Source organism: Pseudonocardia sp. Ae150A_Ps1 (assembly GCF_001932315.1).
Classification (GTDB): Bacteria; Actinomycetota; Actinomycetes; order Mycobacteriales; family Pseudonocardiaceae; genus Pseudonocardia.
Genome location: NZ_MCIJ01000001.1, coordinates 1,002,988 through 1,020,049, shown reverse-complemented (window position 1 = coordinate 1,020,049; position 17,062 = coordinate 1,002,988). Strand labels below are relative to the sequence as shown.

The 17,062-nt window shown below is 76.0% G+C and carries 13 protein-coding genes and 2 pseudogenes; 14 read left to right on the top strand and 1 reads right to left on the bottom strand.

All coding sequences use genetic code 11. From position 1 onward, the window contains the following. Positions 1–182: 182 nt before the first annotated feature. The 10 genes and pseudogenes from Ae150APs1_RS04395 (at position 183) to Ae150APs1_RS04350 (ending at position 11,040) form a co-directional block, all read left to right on the top strand. A complete protein-coding gene (locus tag Ae150APs1_RS04395) occupies positions 183–2,204 on the top strand; it encodes a primosomal protein N' (RefSeq protein WP_170918040.1) in 2,022 nt (673 codons plus the stop codon). 264 nt (positions 2,205–2,468) lie between these two features. Beyond that, positions 2,469–3,017 carry a peptide deformylase gene (gene def, locus Ae150APs1_RS04390; protein WP_075295958.1) on the top strand — a complete coding sequence of 183 codons (549 nt, stop codon included), beginning with the start codon at positions 2,469–2,471 and terminating at the stop codon, positions 3,015–3,017. Next, positions 3,014–3,946, top strand: coding sequence for a methionyl-tRNA formyltransferase (locus Ae150APs1_RS04385; protein WP_075295956.1), 933 nt, complete (start codon positions 3,014–3,016; stop codon positions 3,944–3,946). Before def ends, Ae150APs1_RS04385 begins: the two co-directional genes overlap by 4 nt. 667 nt (positions 3,947–4,613) lie before the next feature. After that, positions 4,614–6,014, top strand: a pseudogene (locus Ae150APs1_RS04380) (RsmB/NOP family class I SAM-dependent RNA methyltransferase); the annotation flags it as partial. A gap of 92 nt (positions 6,015–6,106) precedes the next feature. Next, positions 6,107–6,805 (top strand): ribulose-phosphate 3-epimerase, encoded by a 699-nt coding sequence (gene rpe / locus Ae150APs1_RS04375; protein WP_075301673.1) that lies wholly within the window; start codon positions 6,107–6,109, stop codon positions 6,803–6,805. A gap of 106 nt (positions 6,806–6,911) precedes the next feature. After that, positions 6,912–7,939: pseudogene (ribD, locus tag Ae150APs1_RS04370) on the top strand (bifunctional diaminohydroxyphosphoribosylaminopyrimidine deaminase/5-amino-6-(5-phosphoribosylamino)uracil reductase RibD). Between the two features lie 15 nt (positions 7,940–7,954). Next, positions 7,955–8,590: a riboflavin synthase gene (locus Ae150APs1_RS04365; RefSeq protein ID WP_075295954.1), complete on the top strand. Its 636-nt coding sequence runs from the start codon at positions 7,955–7,957 to the stop codon at positions 8,588–8,590. 77 nt (positions 8,591–8,667) lie between these two features. Then, positions 8,668–9,936 carry a bifunctional 3,4-dihydroxy-2-butanone-4-phosphate synthase/GTP cyclohydrolase II gene (locus Ae150APs1_RS04360; RefSeq protein WP_033199365.1) on the top strand — a complete coding sequence of 423 codons (1,269 nt, stop codon included), beginning with the start codon at positions 8,668–8,670 and terminating at the stop codon, positions 9,934–9,936. An 82-nt stretch (positions 9,937–10,018) separates the two neighbouring features. Beyond that, positions 10,019–10,510 carry a 6,7-dimethyl-8-ribityllumazine synthase gene (gene ribH, locus Ae150APs1_RS04355; protein WP_029239460.1) on the top strand — a complete coding sequence of 164 codons (492 nt, stop codon included), beginning with the start codon at positions 10,019–10,021 and terminating at the stop codon, positions 10,508–10,510. A 101-nt stretch (positions 10,511–10,611) separates the two neighbouring features. Further along, positions 10,612–11,040 carry a PH domain-containing protein gene (locus Ae150APs1_RS04350; protein WP_075301671.1) on the top strand — a complete coding sequence of 143 codons (429 nt, stop codon included), beginning with the start codon at positions 10,612–10,614 and terminating at the stop codon, positions 11,038–11,040. 31 nt (positions 11,041–11,071) lie between these two features. On the opposite strand, the gene Ae150APs1_RS04345 is transcribed toward Ae150APs1_RS04350, so the two are convergent. Next, positions 11,072–11,869: a DUF2786 domain-containing protein gene (locus Ae150APs1_RS04345; protein ID WP_060575720.1), complete on the bottom strand. Its 798-nt coding sequence runs from the start codon at positions 11,867–11,869 to the stop codon at positions 11,072–11,074. A gap of 215 nt (positions 11,870–12,084) precedes the next feature. Between Ae150APs1_RS04345 and uvrC the strand changes: the two genes are divergently transcribed. Genes uvrC through whiA form a run of 4 tightly spaced genes read left to right on the top strand, consistent with a single transcriptional unit; the run spans position 12,085 to position 17,001 of the window. Further along, positions 12,085–14,082 carry an excinuclease ABC subunit UvrC gene (gene uvrC / locus Ae150APs1_RS04340; RefSeq protein ID WP_075295952.1) on the top strand — a complete coding sequence of 666 codons (1,998 nt, stop codon included), beginning with the start codon at positions 12,085–12,087 and terminating at the stop codon, positions 14,080–14,082. Then, positions 14,079–14,981, top strand: coding sequence for an RNase adapter RapZ (gene rapZ / locus Ae150APs1_RS04335; protein WP_075295950.1), 903 nt, complete (start codon positions 14,079–14,081; stop codon positions 14,979–14,981). The genes uvrC and rapZ overlap by 4 nt, the downstream gene beginning before the upstream one ends. Positions 14,982–14,995: 14 nt before the next feature. Continuing rightward, positions 14,996–16,021, top strand: a complete 1,026-nt coding sequence (gene yvcK / locus Ae150APs1_RS04330) for a uridine diphosphate-N-acetylglucosamine-binding protein YvcK (protein ID WP_083680386.1) — start codon at positions 14,996–14,998, stop codon at positions 16,019–16,021. Further along, positions 16,012–17,001 (top strand): DNA-binding protein WhiA, encoded by a 990-nt coding sequence (gene whiA / locus Ae150APs1_RS04325; protein ID WP_075295946.1) that lies wholly within the window; start codon positions 16,012–16,014, stop codon positions 16,999–17,001. The genes yvcK and whiA overlap by 10 nt, the downstream gene beginning before the upstream one ends. Positions 17,002–17,062 lie beyond the last annotated feature (61 nt).

Sequence of the window (17,062 nt, the reverse complement as noted above, 5' to 3'; positions counted from 1 at the left end):
CACCACCCCGTGGCCGGGTCCGCATCGCGCGGGCCCGGCCACGGGCGTGTCCGGGGCCGGTCGGTGCCGCGTGGTAGACCCACCGCGTGAGTTCTCCCGCGACGCCCCGCACCGCCCGCACGGGTGGGTCGCCGGCCCGGCGCCCCGCGAGGAACCGCGGCGAGTGGACAGCGGCTGCCGCGATGCCGGTCGCGCGGGTCGCCGTCGACGTCCCGCTGCCGCACCTGGACCGCCCCTTCGACTACCGGGTCCCGTCACACCTCGACGACGCCGCGGTACCCGGCGTGCGGGTGCGTGTGCGTTTCGCGGGCCGGATGCTCGACGGGTACCTGCTGGAACGGGTCGAGGACTCCGCGCACGGCGGGAAGCTCGCCTGGGTGGACAAGGTGGTGTCCGCCGAGCCGGTGCTGACACCGGAGGTGGCCGGCCTGGCCCGCGCCGTCGCCGACCGCTACGCGGGGGTGTTCGCCGACGTCCTGCGGCTCGCGATCCCCGCCCGGCACGCGCGCGTGGAGTCGGAGACGCCGCGGGAGCGGACCGTGCCCGAGCCCGCCGCGCCCGGCCGGGCCGGCTGGGAGACCTACCCCCGCGGCGGGGCCCTGCTCGACGCGCTGGCCGGCGGCCGGGCCGCGCACGCCGTCTGGCAGGCGCTGCCCGGCGAGGACTGGGCCGCCCGGCTCGCCGAGGCCGCCGCGGCGTGCCGCACGGCCGGCCGCTCGGCGCTGCTGGTGGTGCCCGACCAGCGCGACGTCGACCGGCTGCACGCCGCCTGCGCGGCGCAGCTCGGTGACGACGCCGTCGTCGCGCTCTCGGCGGACCTCGGCCCTGCCGAGCGCTACCGCCGGTGGCTGGCGGTGCGCCGGGGGAGCGTCCGGGTGGTCGTCGGGACGCGGTCGGCGGCGTTCGCGCCGCTCGGTGAGCTCGGCCTGCTGGCGGTCTGGGACGACGGCGACGACTCCCACTCCGAGCCCCGCGCGCCGTACCCGCAGGTCCGGGACGTTCTCGTGCTGCGCGCCCACCGGGAGGGCGCGGCGGTGCTGGTCGCCGGGTTCGCCCGCACCGCGGAGGCCCAGCTGCTCGTCGAGTCCGGGTGGGCACAGGCCGTCGTCGCCGACCGGGCCACCGTCCGTGCCCGGGCGCCGCGGGTCACCGCGATCGGCGAGTCCGACACCCAGCTCGTGCGCGACCCGGCGGCCCGGGCGGCGCGGGTCCCGGGGGTGGCGTTCGAGGCCGCCCGGACCGCGCTGGCCGCCGGGCGCCCGGTGCTGGTCCAGGTGCCGCGCTCGGGCTACCTGCCGTTCCTGGCCTGCGCGTCCTGCCGGGAGGCGGCACGGTGCCGGCACTGCGCGGGGCCGCTGGGACTCCCGCGGCCCGGCCCGGGCGGCGCCCGTGGCGACGACGGCTCGTCCGGGCTGCCGTCCTGCCGCTGGTGTGGGCGGGTCGAGACCTCCTTCCGGTGCGGCAACTGCGCGTCCCGGCGGCTGCGGGCCGGGGTGATCGGCGCGGGCCGGACCGCCGAGGAGCTGGGCCGTGCTTTCCCGGGTGTGCCCGTGCGGACGTCCGGTGGTGGCGTGGCGGTGCTCGACGACGTCGAGGCCGGCCCCGCGCTCGTCGTCGCCACGCCCGGCGCGGAGCCGGTCGCCGAGGGCGGCTACGGCGCCGCGCTGCTGCTGGACGGGTGGGCGATGCTCGCCCGCCCGGACCTGCGGGTCGCGGAGGAGACCCTGCGCCGCTGGTTCGCCGCGGCCGCCGGGGTCGTCCCGCACGGCGACGGCGGCCGGGTCGTGGTCGTCGCCGACTCGTCGATCCCGACCGTGCAGGCACTCGTCCGGTGGGACCCGGCCTGGCACGCCGAGGGCGAGCTGGCCGAGCGTGCCGAGGTCGGGTTCCCGCCCGCGGTGCGGATGGCGGCGGTCGAGGGACCGGCCGCCGCGGTCGCGGAGATCTGCGACGCCGTCCTCGACCCGGACCGGGACCCGCCGGAGGGGGTGGAGCTGCTCGGGCCGGTGGAGATCGACCCGGTCGAGCGGCCCGGTGGAACCGGCCCGGACCGCGACGACGTCCGGGAACGGGGGCTGCTTCGGGTTCCGCGGCGGTCGGGGCGCCGGCTCGCCGCCGCCCTGCACGACGCCCAGGCGTTGCGGACCGCGCGGAAGGCACCGGAGACCGTGCGGGTCCGCCTGGACCCGGACGAGATCGACTGAGCCCGGCCCGGCCCGGCACGGCACGGCCCGGCACGGCACGGCCCGGCACGGCCGGCCCGGCCCGGCACGCCCGGCCCGGGTCCTGCCGGTGCGCCGGTCCACCGGACGCCGCCGGCAGGCGCCATCGGGGTCCGCCGCGCCGCGGCCGCGGGGCCCGGCCCGGCGCGGACGTGCAGTGGCACAATGGAGCGCCGACCACTCCCGGCCGCCGCCCGCCGCCGCGGCCCGCCCGCACGTCCGTCCGCACCGTCCGCGAGGAGAACCGTGTCCATCCAGCCCGTCCGGCTGTTCGGCGACCCCGTGCTCCGCACCCGCGCCACCGAGGTCACCGACTTCGACGCGGAGCTGCGCAAGCTGGTCGCCGACCTCACCGACACGATGCACGCCGAGGGCGGGGCCGGCCTCGCCGCGCCGCAGATCGGCGTGAGCAGACGGGTGTTCGTCTACGAGTGCGACGGGTTCGCCGGTCACCTGATCAACCCCACGTGGGAGGCGGTCGGCGAGGAGGAGCAGGTCGGCCCGGAGGGCTGTCTCTCCATCCCCGGTCTGGGCTTCGACTGCCGGCGGAAGCTGACCGTCGTCGGCCGCGGCTGGGACATGCACGGCGAGCCGCAGGTCGTCGAGGGGTCGGAGCTCCTGGCGCGCTGCATCCAGCACGAGACCGACCACCTCGACGGTGTCCTCTTCGTCGACCGCCTCGACGCCGAGACCCGGAAGCGGGCGATGCGCGAGATCCGGGAGGCATCGTGGTTCGGTGAGCCCGAGCCCGTCGTGCGGATCAGCCCGCACCCGATGTTCGGCAGGGCGCGATGAGGCTGCTGTTCGCCGGCACCCCCGAGCCGGCCGTCCCCGCGTTGCGGGCGTTGCTCGACTCCCCGCGGCACGACGTCGTCGCCGTCCTCACCCGGCCGGACGCGCCGTCCGGGCGCGGACGCCGGCTGACCCGCTCGCCCGTGGGCGCGCTCGCCGACGAGGCCGGGATCCCGGTGCTCACGCCTGCGAAGCCCGCCGGACCGGAGTTCGTGGAGGTGCTGCGCGAGCTCGCGCCGGACTGCGCACCGGTCGTCGCCTACGGGGCGCTGCTGCCCCGCGCGGTGCTGGACGTGCCGGCGCACGGCTGGGTCAACCTGCACTTCTCGCTCCTGCCCGCCTGGCGCGGCGCGGCGCCGGTACAGGCCGCGCTCCGGCACGGCGACGACGTGACCGGCGCGACGACCTTCCGGCTGGAGGAGGGCATGGACACCGGCCCGACCTTCGGCGTCGTGACCGAGACGGTCGGCGGCGGCGACACCGCGGGAGCGCTGCTCGGCCGGCTCGCCGAGTCCGGTGCGAAGCTGCTCACCGCGACGCTGGACGGCATCGAGGACGGCACCGTCGAGGCGGTGCCGCAGCCGGCCGAAGGGGTGTCCCTCGCCCCGAAGGTCACCCCTGCCGATGCGCGCGTGGACCTCGCGTCGCCGGCCACCGCGATCGACCGCCTGGTCCGTTCGGTGACCCCCGAGCCCGGGGCGTGGTGCGAGTTCCGTGACGACCGGCTGGGTCTCGGCCCGGTGCGGCCGCTGCGGACCGGTGAGGTCGAGCTCGCGCCGGGGGAGCTGCGCGTGGAGCGACGCCGGGTGCTGGCCGGGACGTCGACCGTCCCGGTGGAGCTCGGTGAGGTGAAGCCGAAGGGCAAACGCCTGATGCCCGCCCCGGACTGGGCCCGCGGGGCCCGGATCGAACCGGGCGAGTACCTGAGGTGATCCCGCGGGGCCGGGGAGACCGGGCCCGCGGAGGGACAGCGAGACGAGCGAGGACGGCCGGGAAACGCTCCCGGCCGCGGCGGACGACCGCCGAGGAGACGACGTGAGCGAGCAGGACCCCGGACCGCGTGGCGACGATCGCCGCCGCGACGACCGCGGCGCACCCCGTGGCGACCGGCGTGGGCCGGGTGGTGACCGGGGCGGGCGCCCCCGTGACGCCCGCGACCGGGACCGGCGCGACGACCGTCCCCGGGGTGGTGACCGGGACCGCCGCGACGACCGCCCGCGGCGCGACGACCGGGACCGGGACCGGGGCGGCCGTACCGGCTCCGGCTGGGGCGGGGACCGGGGCCGCGACGAGCAGCGTGGCGACCGTGGCGACCGCCGCCCCCGTGATGACCGTGCCCGCGGCGACCGCCCCGACCGCGGTGGCCGGGACGACCGTCGCCCCAGCCACTCCCGGTCCGGCGGCGACGTCGCCCGGCGGCGCGACACCGGAGCCCCGCGCGACGGTGGCTTCCGCGGGCGGGACCAGCGGGACGGCGGGGACGGCCGTCCACGCCGGGACCGCGACACCGGCCGGTCGCCCCGCCGCGACGACGACCGGCGCGACGGTGGACGGCGCGAGCGCACCGCGGGCCCGCGGAACGCGGGGCCGCCCCGTGGCCGCGTCGGGCCCGGCCGCCCACCGGCCGTCGACCCGGCCCGGCAGGCCGCGTACGACCTGCTGACCGCCGTCCGGGAGCGGGAGGCCTACGCCAACCTCGCGCTGCCCGGGATCCTGCGCCGGTACCGGCTCCGGGACCGCGACGCCGCGCTCGCCACCGAGCTCGGCTACGGCACCCTGCGTGCCCAGGGACTGCTCGACACCGTCATCGACGCCTGCACCGACCGGCCGCTGTCGAAGATTGAGCACCCGTTGCTGGACGCGCTGCGGCTGGGCGCCTACCAGCTGCTCCGGACCCGGGTTCCCGCGCACGCCGCGGTCTCGACCTGCGTCGAGCTCGTCCGGGGCGACCACGGCTCGCAGTCGGCCGGGTTCGTCAACGCCGTGCTGCGCCGGATCGGGGAGCACGACGAGGCGGAGTGGCTCGACCGGCTCGCCCCGGACCCGGCGGAGGACCCGGTCGGCAACGCCGCGCTCCGGCACGCCCACCCGCGCTGGATCGCCCAGGCGTTCGCGGACTCCCTCGGCGACACCGGTGAGGAACTGACCGCCGCGCTGGCGGCCGACGACGCCCGGCCCCGCGTCCACCTGCTCGCCCGCCCCGGGGAGATCTCCGCCGAGGAGCTCGCCCTGGCGACCGGCGGGGAAGAGGCGCCCTGGTCGCCCTACGGGGTGCACCTCGAGCCGGGTAGCGGGGACATCGGCGAACTCGATGCCGTCGCCGAGGGGCTCGCGCTCGTCCAGGACGAGGGCAGCCAGCTCGTCGCCGCCGCGCTCGCCCGCGCCGAGCTGCTCGGCGAGGACACCGGTCGCTGGCTCGACCTCTGCGCCGGCCCCGGTGGCAAGGCGTCGCTGCTCGGCGGTCTGGTCGCGGCTCACGGCGGGACGCTCGACGCCGTCGAGAGCAGCGAGCGGCGCGCCGGGCTCGTCCGCGAGGCCACCGCCGACCTCCCCGTCACCGTGCACGTCGCCGACGGCCGTGAGGCGCCGCTGCCCGAGGGCGGCTTCGACCGCGTGCTCGTCGACGCCCCCTGCACCGGCCTCGGTGCGCTGCGCCGGCGGCCGGAGGCACGCTGGCGCCGCCGCCCCGAGGACACCGCCGCGCTCACCCGGTTGCAGCGCGAGCTGCTCGTCGCCGCGCTCGGGCACGTGCGGCCCGGCGGCGTCGTCGCGTACGTGACCTGCTCGCCGCACGTGTCGGAGACCGCCGGAGTGGTCGGGCGGATCGTCGGTCGCGAGGACCGTCCCGGCCCGGCGGGCCCGGTCGAGCAGCTCGACGCCCGCGCCTGCCTCCCCGCGGACCTGCCCGGTCTCGGCGACGGGCCTGCGGTGCAGCTCTGGCCGCACCGGCACGGCACCGACGCCATGTTCCTCGCCCTGATCCGCAAGCCGCTCGGCTGAGCCCCGTCACCCTCGTGCGCGGTGTGATTCCTCCCTCGCACGGGGGTGCCGGAGGCCGTGGGTGGCAGGGATAGCCTGCCGTCGTGCACCCGATGATCGCGCCCAGCATCCTCTCGGCGGACTTCGCCCGGCTCGCGGACGAGGCCGCCGCCGTGGGGGCGTCGGCCGGCGACACCGGGGTCGACCCCGGTGCGGACTGGCTGCACGTCGACGTGATGGACGCCCACTTCGTGCCGAACCTGACCCTCGGGCTCCCGGTCGTGCAGAGCCTGCGCGCGGCCACCGACATCCCGCTCGACTGCCACCTCATGATCGAGGACCCGGACCGCTGGGCCCCCGGCTACGCCGAGGCCGGCGCGAAGAACGTTACCGTGCACGTCGAGGCCGCCCGCGACCCGCTGATGCTCGCCCGCGACCTGCGGGCCGCCGGCGCCCTCGCCGGCCTGTCGATCAAGCCGGGGACCCCGCTCGACCCGTACGTCGAGGTGCTCAAGCACTACGACACCCTTCTGGTGATGAGCGTCGAGCCCGGTTTCGGCGGCCAGAGCTTCATGCCCGAGGTGCTGGAGAAGGTCCGCGCGGCGCGCCGGCTCGTCGACACCGGGCACCTGAAGCTGATCGTCGAGATCGACGGCGGTATCAACGCCGAGACCATCGAGCAGGCCGCCGAGGCCGGCGTCGACTGCTTCGTCGCCGGGTCCGCCGTCTACAACGCCGAGGACCCCGGGCGCGCCGTCGCCGCCCTGCGCGACAGCGTGCGCCGCAGCAACCCGCACCGCTGGGCCGGCTGACCGGACCGGGCGGGTGACCCCACGCGACGACGCGGCGCCGGACTCCGCGCACACCGCACGGCGGGACGCTGCGCGGACGACCGCGCGGGACGCCGTGCCGGCCGCGATGCGCCGCGCCCTCGCCGCGTCCGATCTCGTGCACGGCACGACCAGCCCGAACCCCGCCGTCGGCTGTGTCGTCCTCGACCGGGCCGGCGCCGTCGTCGGGACCGGGGCCACCACGCCGCCCGGCGGGCCGCACACGGAGCGGGTCGCGCTGGCCGAGGCGGGGGACCGCGCCGCCGGCGGGACCGCCGTGGTGACCCTGGAGCCCTGCAACCACAGCGGGCGGACCCCGCCGTGCGTCGACGGTCTCCTCGAGGCCGGGATCGCCCGGGTGTACGCCGCGCTCGCCGACCCGAACCCGGTCGCCGCGGGCGGCCTGGACCGGCTCCGCGCGGCCGGGGTCGAGGTGACGCTCGGCACACTCGCCGGTGAGGTCGGGCGCGGGCCGCTGCGGGGCTGGCTGCACCGCCAGCACACCGGACGCCCGCACGTGACCTGGAAGGTGGCGACCACGCTCGACGGGCGGGTCGCCGCCGCCGACGGGACCAGCCGCTGGATCACCGGCCCCGAGGCCCGCGGCGAGGTGCATGACCTGCGCCGCAGGATGGACGCGATCGTCGCCGGCACGGGTACCGTCGCACGGGTACCGTCCTGGACGACGACCCGGCGCTGACCGCTCGCCGGCCCGACGGCACCCTGTTCGACCACCAGCCGCTGCGCGTGGTGGTCGGGCACCGCGACGTCCCGCCCGGCGCGCGGCTCTCGAACCGGGCCGCAGGGGAGGCCGAGGTGGTCCACCTCCGAACCCGCGATCCGGGTGAGGTGCTCGCCGAACTCGTCCGCCGCGACACGGTGGACGTGCTGCTCGAGGGCGGGCCGACCCTGGCCGGAGCGTTCGTCGCCGCAGGCGCCGTCGACCGGGTGCTGGTGCACCTGGCCCCGGCCCTGCTCGGTGCGGGCCCGCACGCCCTCGGTGACGCGGGGGTGGGAACGATCGCGGACATCGTGCGGTTGCAGGTGGACGAGGTCCGCCGCAGCGGCGGGGACGTGGTCATCGACGGACGACCGGCGCTCGCGCCGATCGGATAGCAGGAGGGAACACCGATGTTCACCGGCATCGTGGAGGAGGTCGGCGAGGTCGTCGACGTCCGGACCGACGGCGACGTCGTCGTCCTGACCGTGCGGGCGGCACTGGCGGCCGAGGTCGGGCACGGCGAGTCGGTGGCGGTGAACGGGTGCTGCCTCACCGCCGTCGTGGACGGGACGGGTGCGGAGGTGCTCACCCTCGAGCTCGTCCCGGAGACCCTGAAGCGCACCTCGATCGGCGTCGTCGGCGCCGGTTCCGGCGTCAACCTCGAGCGGGCGGTCCCCGCCGGCGGGCGCCTCGACGGGCACATCGTGCAGGGCCACGTCGACGGTGTCGGTACCGTCGTCTCGCGCACCCCCGGTGACCGCAGCGAGGAGGTCCGCTTCTCGCTGCCCGCCGAGCTCGCGCGGTACGTCGTCGAGAAGGGCTCGGTCGCCGTCGACGGCGTGTCGCTGACCGTCGCCACGGTGTACCCGGACGGGTTCGGTGTGGCGTTGATCCCGACGACCCTGGCCGACACCACCCTGGGCTCGCGCGCCCCCGGTGACCCGGTCAACCTGGAGGTCGACGTGATCGCCAAGTACGTGGAACGCATGACCGCGGGGTACCTGCAGGGCAGCCCCGGGTCCGGACAGGAAGGGGCCGCGCGGTGAGCGAGCCGTCGACCACCCCGGGCAGCGCTCCGGAGGCGGACGCCTCCGGCAAGCTGCCGGAGCACCCGCACACCGTGATGGGCCCGAGCGAGCGGGCGGAGCGCTTCGCCCAGATCGAGAAGGCGATCGCCGACATCGCCGAGGGCAAGCCCGTCGTCGTGATGGACGACGAGGACCGCGAGAACGAGGGCGACCTCATCTTCGCCGCGGCCAAGGCGACCCCGGAGCTGCTGGCCTTCACCGTGCGTTACACCTCGGGCTACGTCTGCGTGGCGATCACCGAGGACACCTGCGAGCGGCTCGACCTGCCGCCCATGCACCACACGAACCGGGACTCCTTCCGGACCGCGTACACGGTCACCGTGGACGCGAAGGAGGGCGTCACCACCGGTATCTCGGCGCAGGACCGCTGCCGCACCATCCAGCTGCTCGCCGACCCGGCGACCGAGTCCGCGGACCTCGTCCGCCCGGGGCACGTGCTGCCGCTCCAGGCCCGCGAGGGCGGCGTGCTGCGCCGCCCCGGCCACACCGAGGCCGCCGTCGACCTGGCCCGGATGGCAGGCCTCCCGCCGGCCGGTGCGCTCTGCGAGATCGTGTCGGAGAAGAACGCGGGCGACATGGCCCGTGGTGAGGAGCTCGGCGTCTTCGCCGCCGACCACGACCTCACGCTGATCACGATCGCGGACCTGATCGCCTACCGGCGCCGGTTCGAGAAGCACATCGAGCGGATCGCCACCGCCCGGATCCCCACCGGGCACGGTGACTTCCTCGCCTACGGCTACGACTCGCTGCTCGACGGCGTCGAGCACATCGCGATGGTCATGGGCCCCGTGGGCACCCCCGCCGACGACGGGGAGGAGGTGCTCGTGCGGGTGCACTCCGAGTGCCTCACCGGCGACGTCCTCGGCTCGCTGCGCTGCGACTGCGGCCCCCAGCTCGACGCCGCCCTGGAGGCCGTGGCGAACGAGGGCCGCGGCGTGGTGCTCTACATGCGCGGGCACGAGGGCAGGGGGATCGGCCTGCTGCACAAGCTGCAGGCCTACCAGCTGCAGGAGGCCGGCGCCGACACCGTCGACGCCAACCTGGCGATGGGGCTGCCCGCCGACGCCCGCGACTACGGCATCGGCGCCCAGATCCTCGCCGACCTCGGCGTGCGCTCGATGCGGCTGCTCACCAACAACCCGGACAAGCGGGCGGGCCTGGAGGGCTACGGCCTGCGCGTGGTCGGCCGCGAGGCGATGCCGGTCCGGGCGACCCCGCAGAACCTGCGCTACCTGCGGACCAAGCGCGACCGGATGGGCCACGACCTGCCCGACCTGGGTGGCGTCGCGGACCCCGGCCGCTGACCGGAGCGGCACCGGTGGAGCGCACCGGGCCCGGGAACACCCCGGTGCCCCGGTGCGCCGCCGGACCGGCGAGAATCGAGCCATGAGCGGTGAGGGCAGGCCCGCCGGGGCCACGCAGCTGGACGCGACCGGGCTCCGGGTCGGTGTGGTCGCCGCCCGCTGGCACGCCGAGATCGTCGACGCCCTGCTGGAGCGGGCCGTCGCGACCGCGCGCGAATCCGGCACCGAGCCGACCGTCGTCCGGGTGCCCGGCACCGTGGAGCTCCCGGTGGTGGCCCAGGAGCTCGCCCGCACCCACGACGCGGTCGTCGCCCTCGGCGTCGTCGTGCGCGGGGGCACCCCGCACTTCGAGTACGTCTGCGACGCCGTGACGTCCGGCCTGACCCGGGTGGCCCTCGACGAGGCCACCCCGGTCGGGAACGGTGTCCTCACCACCGAGACCGTCCAGCAGGCGGTGGACCGGTCCGGTGCCCCGGGCTCGGCCGAGGACAAGGGCACCGAGGCCTGTCTGGCCGCCCTCGAGTCGGCGCTGGTGCTGCGCGACCTGCGCGCCGGCGTCGCGACCAGCACGTGAGCCGTGGCCCCGACCGGGCCCCGCAGGGAGGACACACCGTGACCGAGCAGCCGCAGCAGGACACCCCGCGGGCCGACGCGACCGGGCCCGGGCCGGACGCGGTGACGCTGCGCCCCCGCGCGCTGCTGGTCACCGCCTGGGTCTGTGCCGCCGCGATCATGGTCTTCTTCGTGGTCGTCGCGTACCTGATGCCCGCGGAGGACACCGGCGTGATCTTCCGCCCGGCCGACCAGGTCGCGATGGTGGTGATCGGGGCGTTCGTCGCCGGTGGGCTGTTGCTGATGGCCCGGCCGCGGGCCCGCGCCGACCGCAACGGCATCGAGGTCCGCAACGTGCTGAGCACCCGCTGGTTCCCCTGGACCGAGGTGCTCGGCGTCTCCTTCCCGGACGGTGCCTCCGCGGCCCGCCTGGAGCTGCCCGACGACGAGTACCACCCGGTCCTCGCCGTCCAGGCCGTCGACCGCGGTCTCGCCGTGCGCGGCGTGCAGAACCTGCGCGAGCTGCACCGCGCCGCCGTCCTGGGGGAGTGACCCGCCCCGGGCCGGACCGGCCCCCGGCCGGTCAGCGGTCCAGCGCGCGCACACGGCCCCGGCCCTGCACCGCGGGACCGCCGAGATCGGCCCGGTCGGCCGCGGCGGCGCCCCGCCGGTGGCCCGAGCCCGACACCTGCGGCCTGCGGGCCCGCGGCAACGTCCCGAACTCCGCGGCGTACGCCTCGTCGACGCGGTCGCCCCGGTCGGCCAGCACCAGCTCGACCGACGGGCCGGTGGACCCGCCGGGCCCGGCCCCGCCCGCCTCCGCGACCTCGGACACGATCTCCTGCTCGGCCTCGAGCAGCCGCTGGTGGATCCGCGCCGCGAACCCGTAGATCCAGGACCGGCGGTAGGCCACGACCGACTCGCCCGGGTGCGGCGGGCGCAGCGCGCTCACCTGGGCCGAGCTCTGCAGCAGCAGCGAGGTGTAGAGCAGCTCGACCCGCTCCCGGTCCGACGCGTGGCCGAACACGGTCACCGCGGCGACCCGGCCGTTGCGGTGGTCGTGCATCACCCACCGGCAGCGCAGCGCCGCCGCTGTCCAGCCCAGCAACCGGGCCTTCGCCCCGCTGTACGGGTCGTCGATGTCGATCGTCGCCCGGCCGATCGGGTCCGTGCGCGGGGGGCCGGTGGCCGCGAGCAGCGCCTCGTCGACCCCGTGCCGGGCCATCATCTCGACGGCCTTCCCGGTGTAGATCTCGGCCTCGTCCGGCGTGCCGGCGCGCTCGGCCTTGGCCAGCAGCTTCCGGATGGTGTCGAGCCGCGCCTCCGGGACGGGGACCTCGCCCGGCGCGGTGCCGAACTCGATGTCGTGCGCGGTGCTCATGGGCTCTCCTCGGGCCGGGCGGGTCGAACTCGTGTTCGAGGGCGGTTCTACCGGAGGGCCCCGACAGTCTCCGACGGCGGCCCCGCCACGGTGGCCGCGGCGCGCCGGTGCGCGGGGATGCCGGCACCGGTCCGTCCCTACACCCCGCTCGGGGCGCCCGGCGGAGCCGGGGGCCGGACCGCGTGTCGGTCCCCGGAACTACCCTGGGAAGCACCATGGCCGACCCGAGCACGTACCGTCCGGCGACCGGGACGATCCCGGAGTCGCCGGGCGTCTACCGGTTCTCCGACCCGCGCGGCCGGGTGATCTACGTCGGCAAGGCGAAGAGCCTGCGGCAGCGGCTCAACTCCTACTTCGCGGACCTGTCCGGGCTGCACCCGCGCACCCGGCAGATGGTCACGACCGCGTCGAAGGTCGAGTGGATCGTCGTCGGGACCGAGGTCGAGGCGCTCCAGCTCGAGTACAACTGGATCAAGGAGTACGACCCCCGGTTCAACGTCCGCTACCGCGACGACAAGACCTACCCGGTCCTCGCGGTGACGATGAACGAGGAGTACCCGCGGCTGCACGTCTACCGCGGGCCGCGGCGCAAGGGGGTCCGCTACTTCGGGCCCTACGCGCACGCCTGGGCCATCCGGGAGACCCTCGACCTGCTGCTGCGGGTGTTCCCGGCCCGCACCTGCTCGGCCGGGGTGTTCAAGCGGCACGGCCAGATCGGCCGTCCCTGTCTGCTCGGCTACATCGACAAGTGCTCGGCGCCGTGCGTCGGCAAGGTCAGCGCCGACGAGCACCGCGACATCGTCGAGGGCTTCTCCGACTTCCTCTCCGGCCGGACCGACCGGATGGTCAGGCGGCTCGAGCAGGAGATGGCAGAGGCGTCGGAGAACCTGGAGTTCGAGCGGGCCGCCCGGATGCGCGACGACCTGGGCGCGCTGCGCCGCGCGATGGAGAAACAGGCCGTCGTCCTCGGCGACGGGACCGACGCGGACGTCGTCGCCTTCGCCGAGGACGAGCTGGAGGCGGCCGTCCAGGTCTTCCACGTCCGCGGCGGCCGGGTCCGCGGCCAGCACGGCTGGGTGATCGACAAGGTCGAGCCGACCGACACCGAGCAGCTCGTCGAGCGGTTCGTGTCGCAGTTCTACGGCGAGCAGCACGCGCTCGCCGGCGCCGCCGACGACGCGATGCAGCCCGTCCCGAAGGAGATCCTCGTCCCGGTGCTGCCCGCCGAGGGGGCCGCCCTGGAACGGTGGCTGAGCGGGCTGCGCGGCTCGAAGGTGTCGCTGCGGGTGGCCCAGCGCGGCGACAAGAAGGACCTCGCCGAGACCGTCGCCCGCAACGCCAAGGAGGCCTTCGCCCAGCACAAGCTGCGCCGGGCCGGCGACCTCACCGCCCGCTCGGCGGCGCTGCAGGAGATCCAGGAGAACCTGGAGCTGGACCAGGCCCCGCTGCGGATCGAGTGCATCGACGTCAGCCACGTGCAGGGCACGAACGTCGTCGCCTCGCTGGTCGTGTTCGAGGACGGGCTGGCCCGCAAGTCGGAGTACCGCCGGTTCGAGATCAAGGACGCGAGCGACCAGGGCGACGTCGCGTCCATCGCCGAGGTCGTCCGGCGCCGGTTCAAGCGTTTCCTGGCCGAGACCGCCGACGAGCCCGAGCCCACCGCCGGGTCCGACGAGGTGGTCCCGGGCGACACCGTCCGGACCGGCATCGACCCGGAGACCGGCCGGCCGAAGAAGTTCGCCTACCCGCCGAACCTGCTCGTCGTCGACGGGGCGAAACCACAGGTCGACGCGGCGGCCGCCGAGCTCGCCGAGCTGGGGATCACCGACGTCGCCGTGTGCGGTCTCGCCAAGCGCCTCGAGGAGGTCTGGCTCCCGGACGACGACGATCCTGTCATCCTCTCCCGGACGAGTGAAGGTCTGTACCTCCTCCAGCGGGTGCGCGACGAGGCGCACCGTTTCGCCATCACCTATCACCGCCAGCGTCGTTCCCAGGGCATGACGGCCTCCGCGCTGGACGGCGTCCCCGGGCTCGGCCCGGCCCGCCGGCAGGCGCTGCTGAAGCACTTCGGATCGGTGCGCAAGCTGCGCGCGGCCGGGGTGGAGGAGATCGCGGGGGTGCCCGGGTTCGGCCGGCGCACCGCGGAGACCGTCGTTGCCGCACTGCACGGCGGTAACGGGACCGGAGCGTCGACCGAGGGGGAACAGCGATGACGGGCACAGGGGAGCAGGTTCCGGACGGTGGCCCGGGTATCGAGGTCGCCGTCGTCAGCGGCCTGTCCGGGGCCGGGCGCAGCACCGCGGCGAAGGTGCTGGAGGACCTCGGCTGGTTCGTCGTCGACAACCTGCCCCCGGAGCTGATCGCGACGATGGTGGAGCTCGGCTCGCGGGCGCGCGGCGAGGTGGCGCGCATCGCCGTCGTGATGGACGTGCGGTCCCGTGCCTTCACCGACGACCTGGGCGCGGTCATCAAGGACCTGGACGGACGGGGCTACCGGCCGCGGCTGCTGTTCCTGGAGGCGTCCGACGCCGTCCTGGTGCGGCGGTTCGAGCAGAACCGGCGCTCGCACCCGCTGCAGGGCGACGGCCGGATCACCGACGGGCTGAACGCCGAGCGCGAGGTGCTGCGCCCGCTCCGCGAGGACGCCGATCTCGTCGTGGACACCTCGAACCTGTCCGTGCACGACCTGCGGTCGCGGATCGAGGGGTCGTTCGCGGGGGAGAGCGCGCACGCCGCCACGCGGATCACGGTGCTGTCGTTCGGGTACAAGTACGGGCTCCCGCTCGACTCCGACCTCGTCGTCGACGTGCGTTTCCTGCCCAACCCGCACTGGATCCCCGAGCTGCGCGAGCACACCGGGCGCGACCACGAGGTCAGCGACTACGTGCTGTCCCAGGAGGGCGCCGAGGAGTTCGTCGACCGCTACCTGGAGCTGCTCGACCTGGTCGGCGCCGGTTACCGCCGCGAGGGCAAGCGGTACCTGACCGTCGCCGTCGGCTGCACCGGCGGCAAGCACCGCTCGGTCGCGATCTCCGAGGAGATCGGCAGGCGGCTGTCCGCGCAGGACGGCGTCCAGGTCAACGTCGAGCACCGCGACATGGGGCGCGAGTGACCGGACCGGACGGGATGCGGGTGGTGGCGCTGGGGGGCGGCCACGGCCTGCACGCCACCCTGACCGCCCTGCGCCGCTGCCCGGCGGTCGCCGGGATCACCGCCGTCGTCACCGTCGCCGACGACGGCGGGTCCTCGGGCAGGCTGCGCCGCGAGCTCGGGCTGCTGCCGCCCGGCGACCTGCGGATGGCGCTGTCCGCGCTGGCCGCCGACGACGCCGACGGCCGGTTCTGGTCCGGTCTCGTGCAGCACCGTTTCGGCGGCAACGGTGCGCTGGCCGGGCACGCCGTCGGGAACCTGCTGCTCGCCGGCCTGCTGGAGCGCGACGGCGATCCCGTCCGGGCGCTGGAGACCCTCGGCGGGCTGCTCGGCTGCGCCGGCCGGGTGCTGCCGATGGCCCGGGTGCCGCTGGACATCGAGGCGGAGGTCGCACTGGACGGCCGGGACCGTGCGCACCGCATCCGCGGGCAGGTCGCGGTCGCCTCCACCCCCGGCCGCGTCAGGCGCGTGTGGCTCCGGCCGGAGGATCCGCCGGCCTGCGACGAGGCCGTACGCGCCGTCCTGGAGGCCGATGCCGTCCTGCTGGGGCCCGGCTCGTGGTTCACCAGCGTGCTGCCGCACCTGCTCGTGCCCGGCCTGCGCGACGCGCTGCTGGAGACCTCCGCGGCCCGCGTCGTGCTGCTCAACCTCACACCGGAGCCGGGGGAGACCGCCGGTTTCTCGCCGGAGCAGCACCTTGAAGTACTGTCCGGTCACGCGCCCGACCTGCGGGCGCACGCCGTCCTGGCCGACAGCGGGTCGGTACCACTGCCGGACAGGCTGCACGCGGCGGCGGCCGACCTGCTGGTCCCCGGCGGTCGGGTGTGGCTGGCCGACGTCGCCGACGCCGACGCAGCGACCCCACGGCACGATCCGGACGCCTTCGCGGGCGCCCTGCTCGAGGTGCTCGACGTCCTGGCCCCGGTGGGCCGGCGCGAGGCCGGAACGACAGGGAACGACGACCACGGCCCGCAGCGCGGAAGGAGCCCCGAATGGCCATGACCGCCACGGTGAAGGACGAGCTGAGCCGGCTCACCGTCACCAAGCAGTCGTCGCGGCGCGCCGAGGTGGCCTCGCTGTTGCGCTTCGCCGGCGGATTGCACATCGTGGGCGGCCGCGTCGTCATCGAGGCCGAGGTGGACACCGGATCGGTGGCCCGCAGGCTCCGCCGCGAGATCCACGAGCTGTACGGCCACACCGCCGACGCCCACGTGATCACGGCGGGCGGGCTGCGCCGCAGCGCCCGCTACGTGATCCGGGTGATCCGCGACGGCGAGGGGCTGGCCCGGCAGACCGGCCTGCTCGACAACCGGGGGCGTCCGGTCCGCGGGCTGCCGCCGCCCGTCGTGTCCGGGGACCTGTCCGACGCCGAGGCCGCCTGGCGGGGCGCGTTCCTGGCACACGGCTCGCTGACCGAGCCCGGCCGCAGCTCCGCGCTCGAGGTCACCTGTCCCGGCCCGGAGGCCGCGCTCGCGCTGGTCGGCGCGGCCCGCAGGCTCGGGGTGGCGGCCAAGGCCCGTGAGGTCCGCGGGGCGGACCGGGTGGTCGTCCGCGACGGCGACGCGATCGGTGCGCTCCTGACCCGGATGGGCGCGCACCAGAGCGTGCTGTCCTGGGAGGAGTGGCGGATGCGGCGCGAGGTCCGGGCGACCGCTAACCGCCTGGCGAACTTCGACGACGCCAACCTCCGCCGGTCCGCACGGGCCGCGGTCGCTGCGGCCGCCCGGGTCTCGCGCGCCCTGGACATCCTCGGCGACGAGGTGCCCGAGCACCTGCGTGCGGCCGGGACGCTGCGTGCCCAGCACACCCAGGCGTCGCTGGAGGAGCTCGGCCAGCTCGCCGACCCGCCGATGACCAAGGACGCGGTCGCCGGCCGGATCCGGCGGCTGCTGCAGACCGCCGACAAGAAGGCGGCCGAGCTGGGCATCCCGGACACCGAGTCTGCCGTCACGGCCGAGATGCTGGAGGAGGAGGGGCGCTGACGCACGGCGTCGGCGGACCCCTCCGGCCCGCCCTCCGCGGTGATCACACCCCGTCACCGGG

What these genes read in the sequence shown, in the direction of transcription:
- Ae150APs1_RS04395 (WP_170918040.1), top strand. Translation starts at nt 183, where the DNA reads ATGCCGGTCGCGCGGGTCGCCGTCGACGTCCCGCTGCCGCACCTGGAC.
- Ae150APs1_RS04385 (WP_075295956.1), top strand. Translation starts at nt 3,014, where the DNA reads ATGAGGCTGCTGTTCGCCGGCACCCCCGAGCCGGCCGTCCCCGCGTTG.
- rpe (WP_075301673.1), top strand. Translation starts at nt 6,107, where the DNA reads ATGATCGCGCCCAGCATCCTCTCGGCGGACTTCGCCCGGCTCGCGGAC.
- Ae150APs1_RS04365 (WP_075295954.1), top strand. Translation starts at nt 7,955, where the DNA reads ATGTTCACCGGCATCGTGGAGGAGGTCGGCGAGGTCGTCGACGTCCGG.
- Ae150APs1_RS04360 (WP_033199365.1), top strand. Translation starts at nt 8,668, where the DNA reads ATGGGCCCGAGCGAGCGGGCGGAGCGCTTCGCCCAGATCGAGAAGGCG.
- ribH (WP_029239460.1), top strand. Translation starts at nt 10,019, where the DNA reads ATGAGCGGTGAGGGCAGGCCCGCCGGGGCCACGCAGCTGGACGCGACC.
- Ae150APs1_RS04345 (WP_060575720.1), bottom strand. Translation starts at nt 11,869, where the DNA reads ATGAGCACCGCGCACGACATCGAGTTCGGCACCGCGCCGGGCGAGGTC.
- uvrC (WP_075295952.1), top strand. Translation starts at nt 12,085, where the DNA reads ATGGCCGACCCGAGCACGTACCGTCCGGCGACCGGGACGATCCCGGAG.
- rapZ (WP_075295950.1), top strand. Translation starts at nt 14,079, where the DNA reads ATGACGGGCACAGGGGAGCAGGTTCCGGACGGTGGCCCGGGTATCGAG.
- yvcK (WP_083680386.1), top strand. Translation starts at nt 14,996, where the DNA reads ATGCGGGTGGTGGCGCTGGGGGGCGGCCACGGCCTGCACGCCACCCTG.
- whiA (WP_075295946.1), top strand. Translation starts at nt 16,012, where the DNA reads ATGGCCATGACCGCCACGGTGAAGGACGAGCTGAGCCGGCTCACCGTC.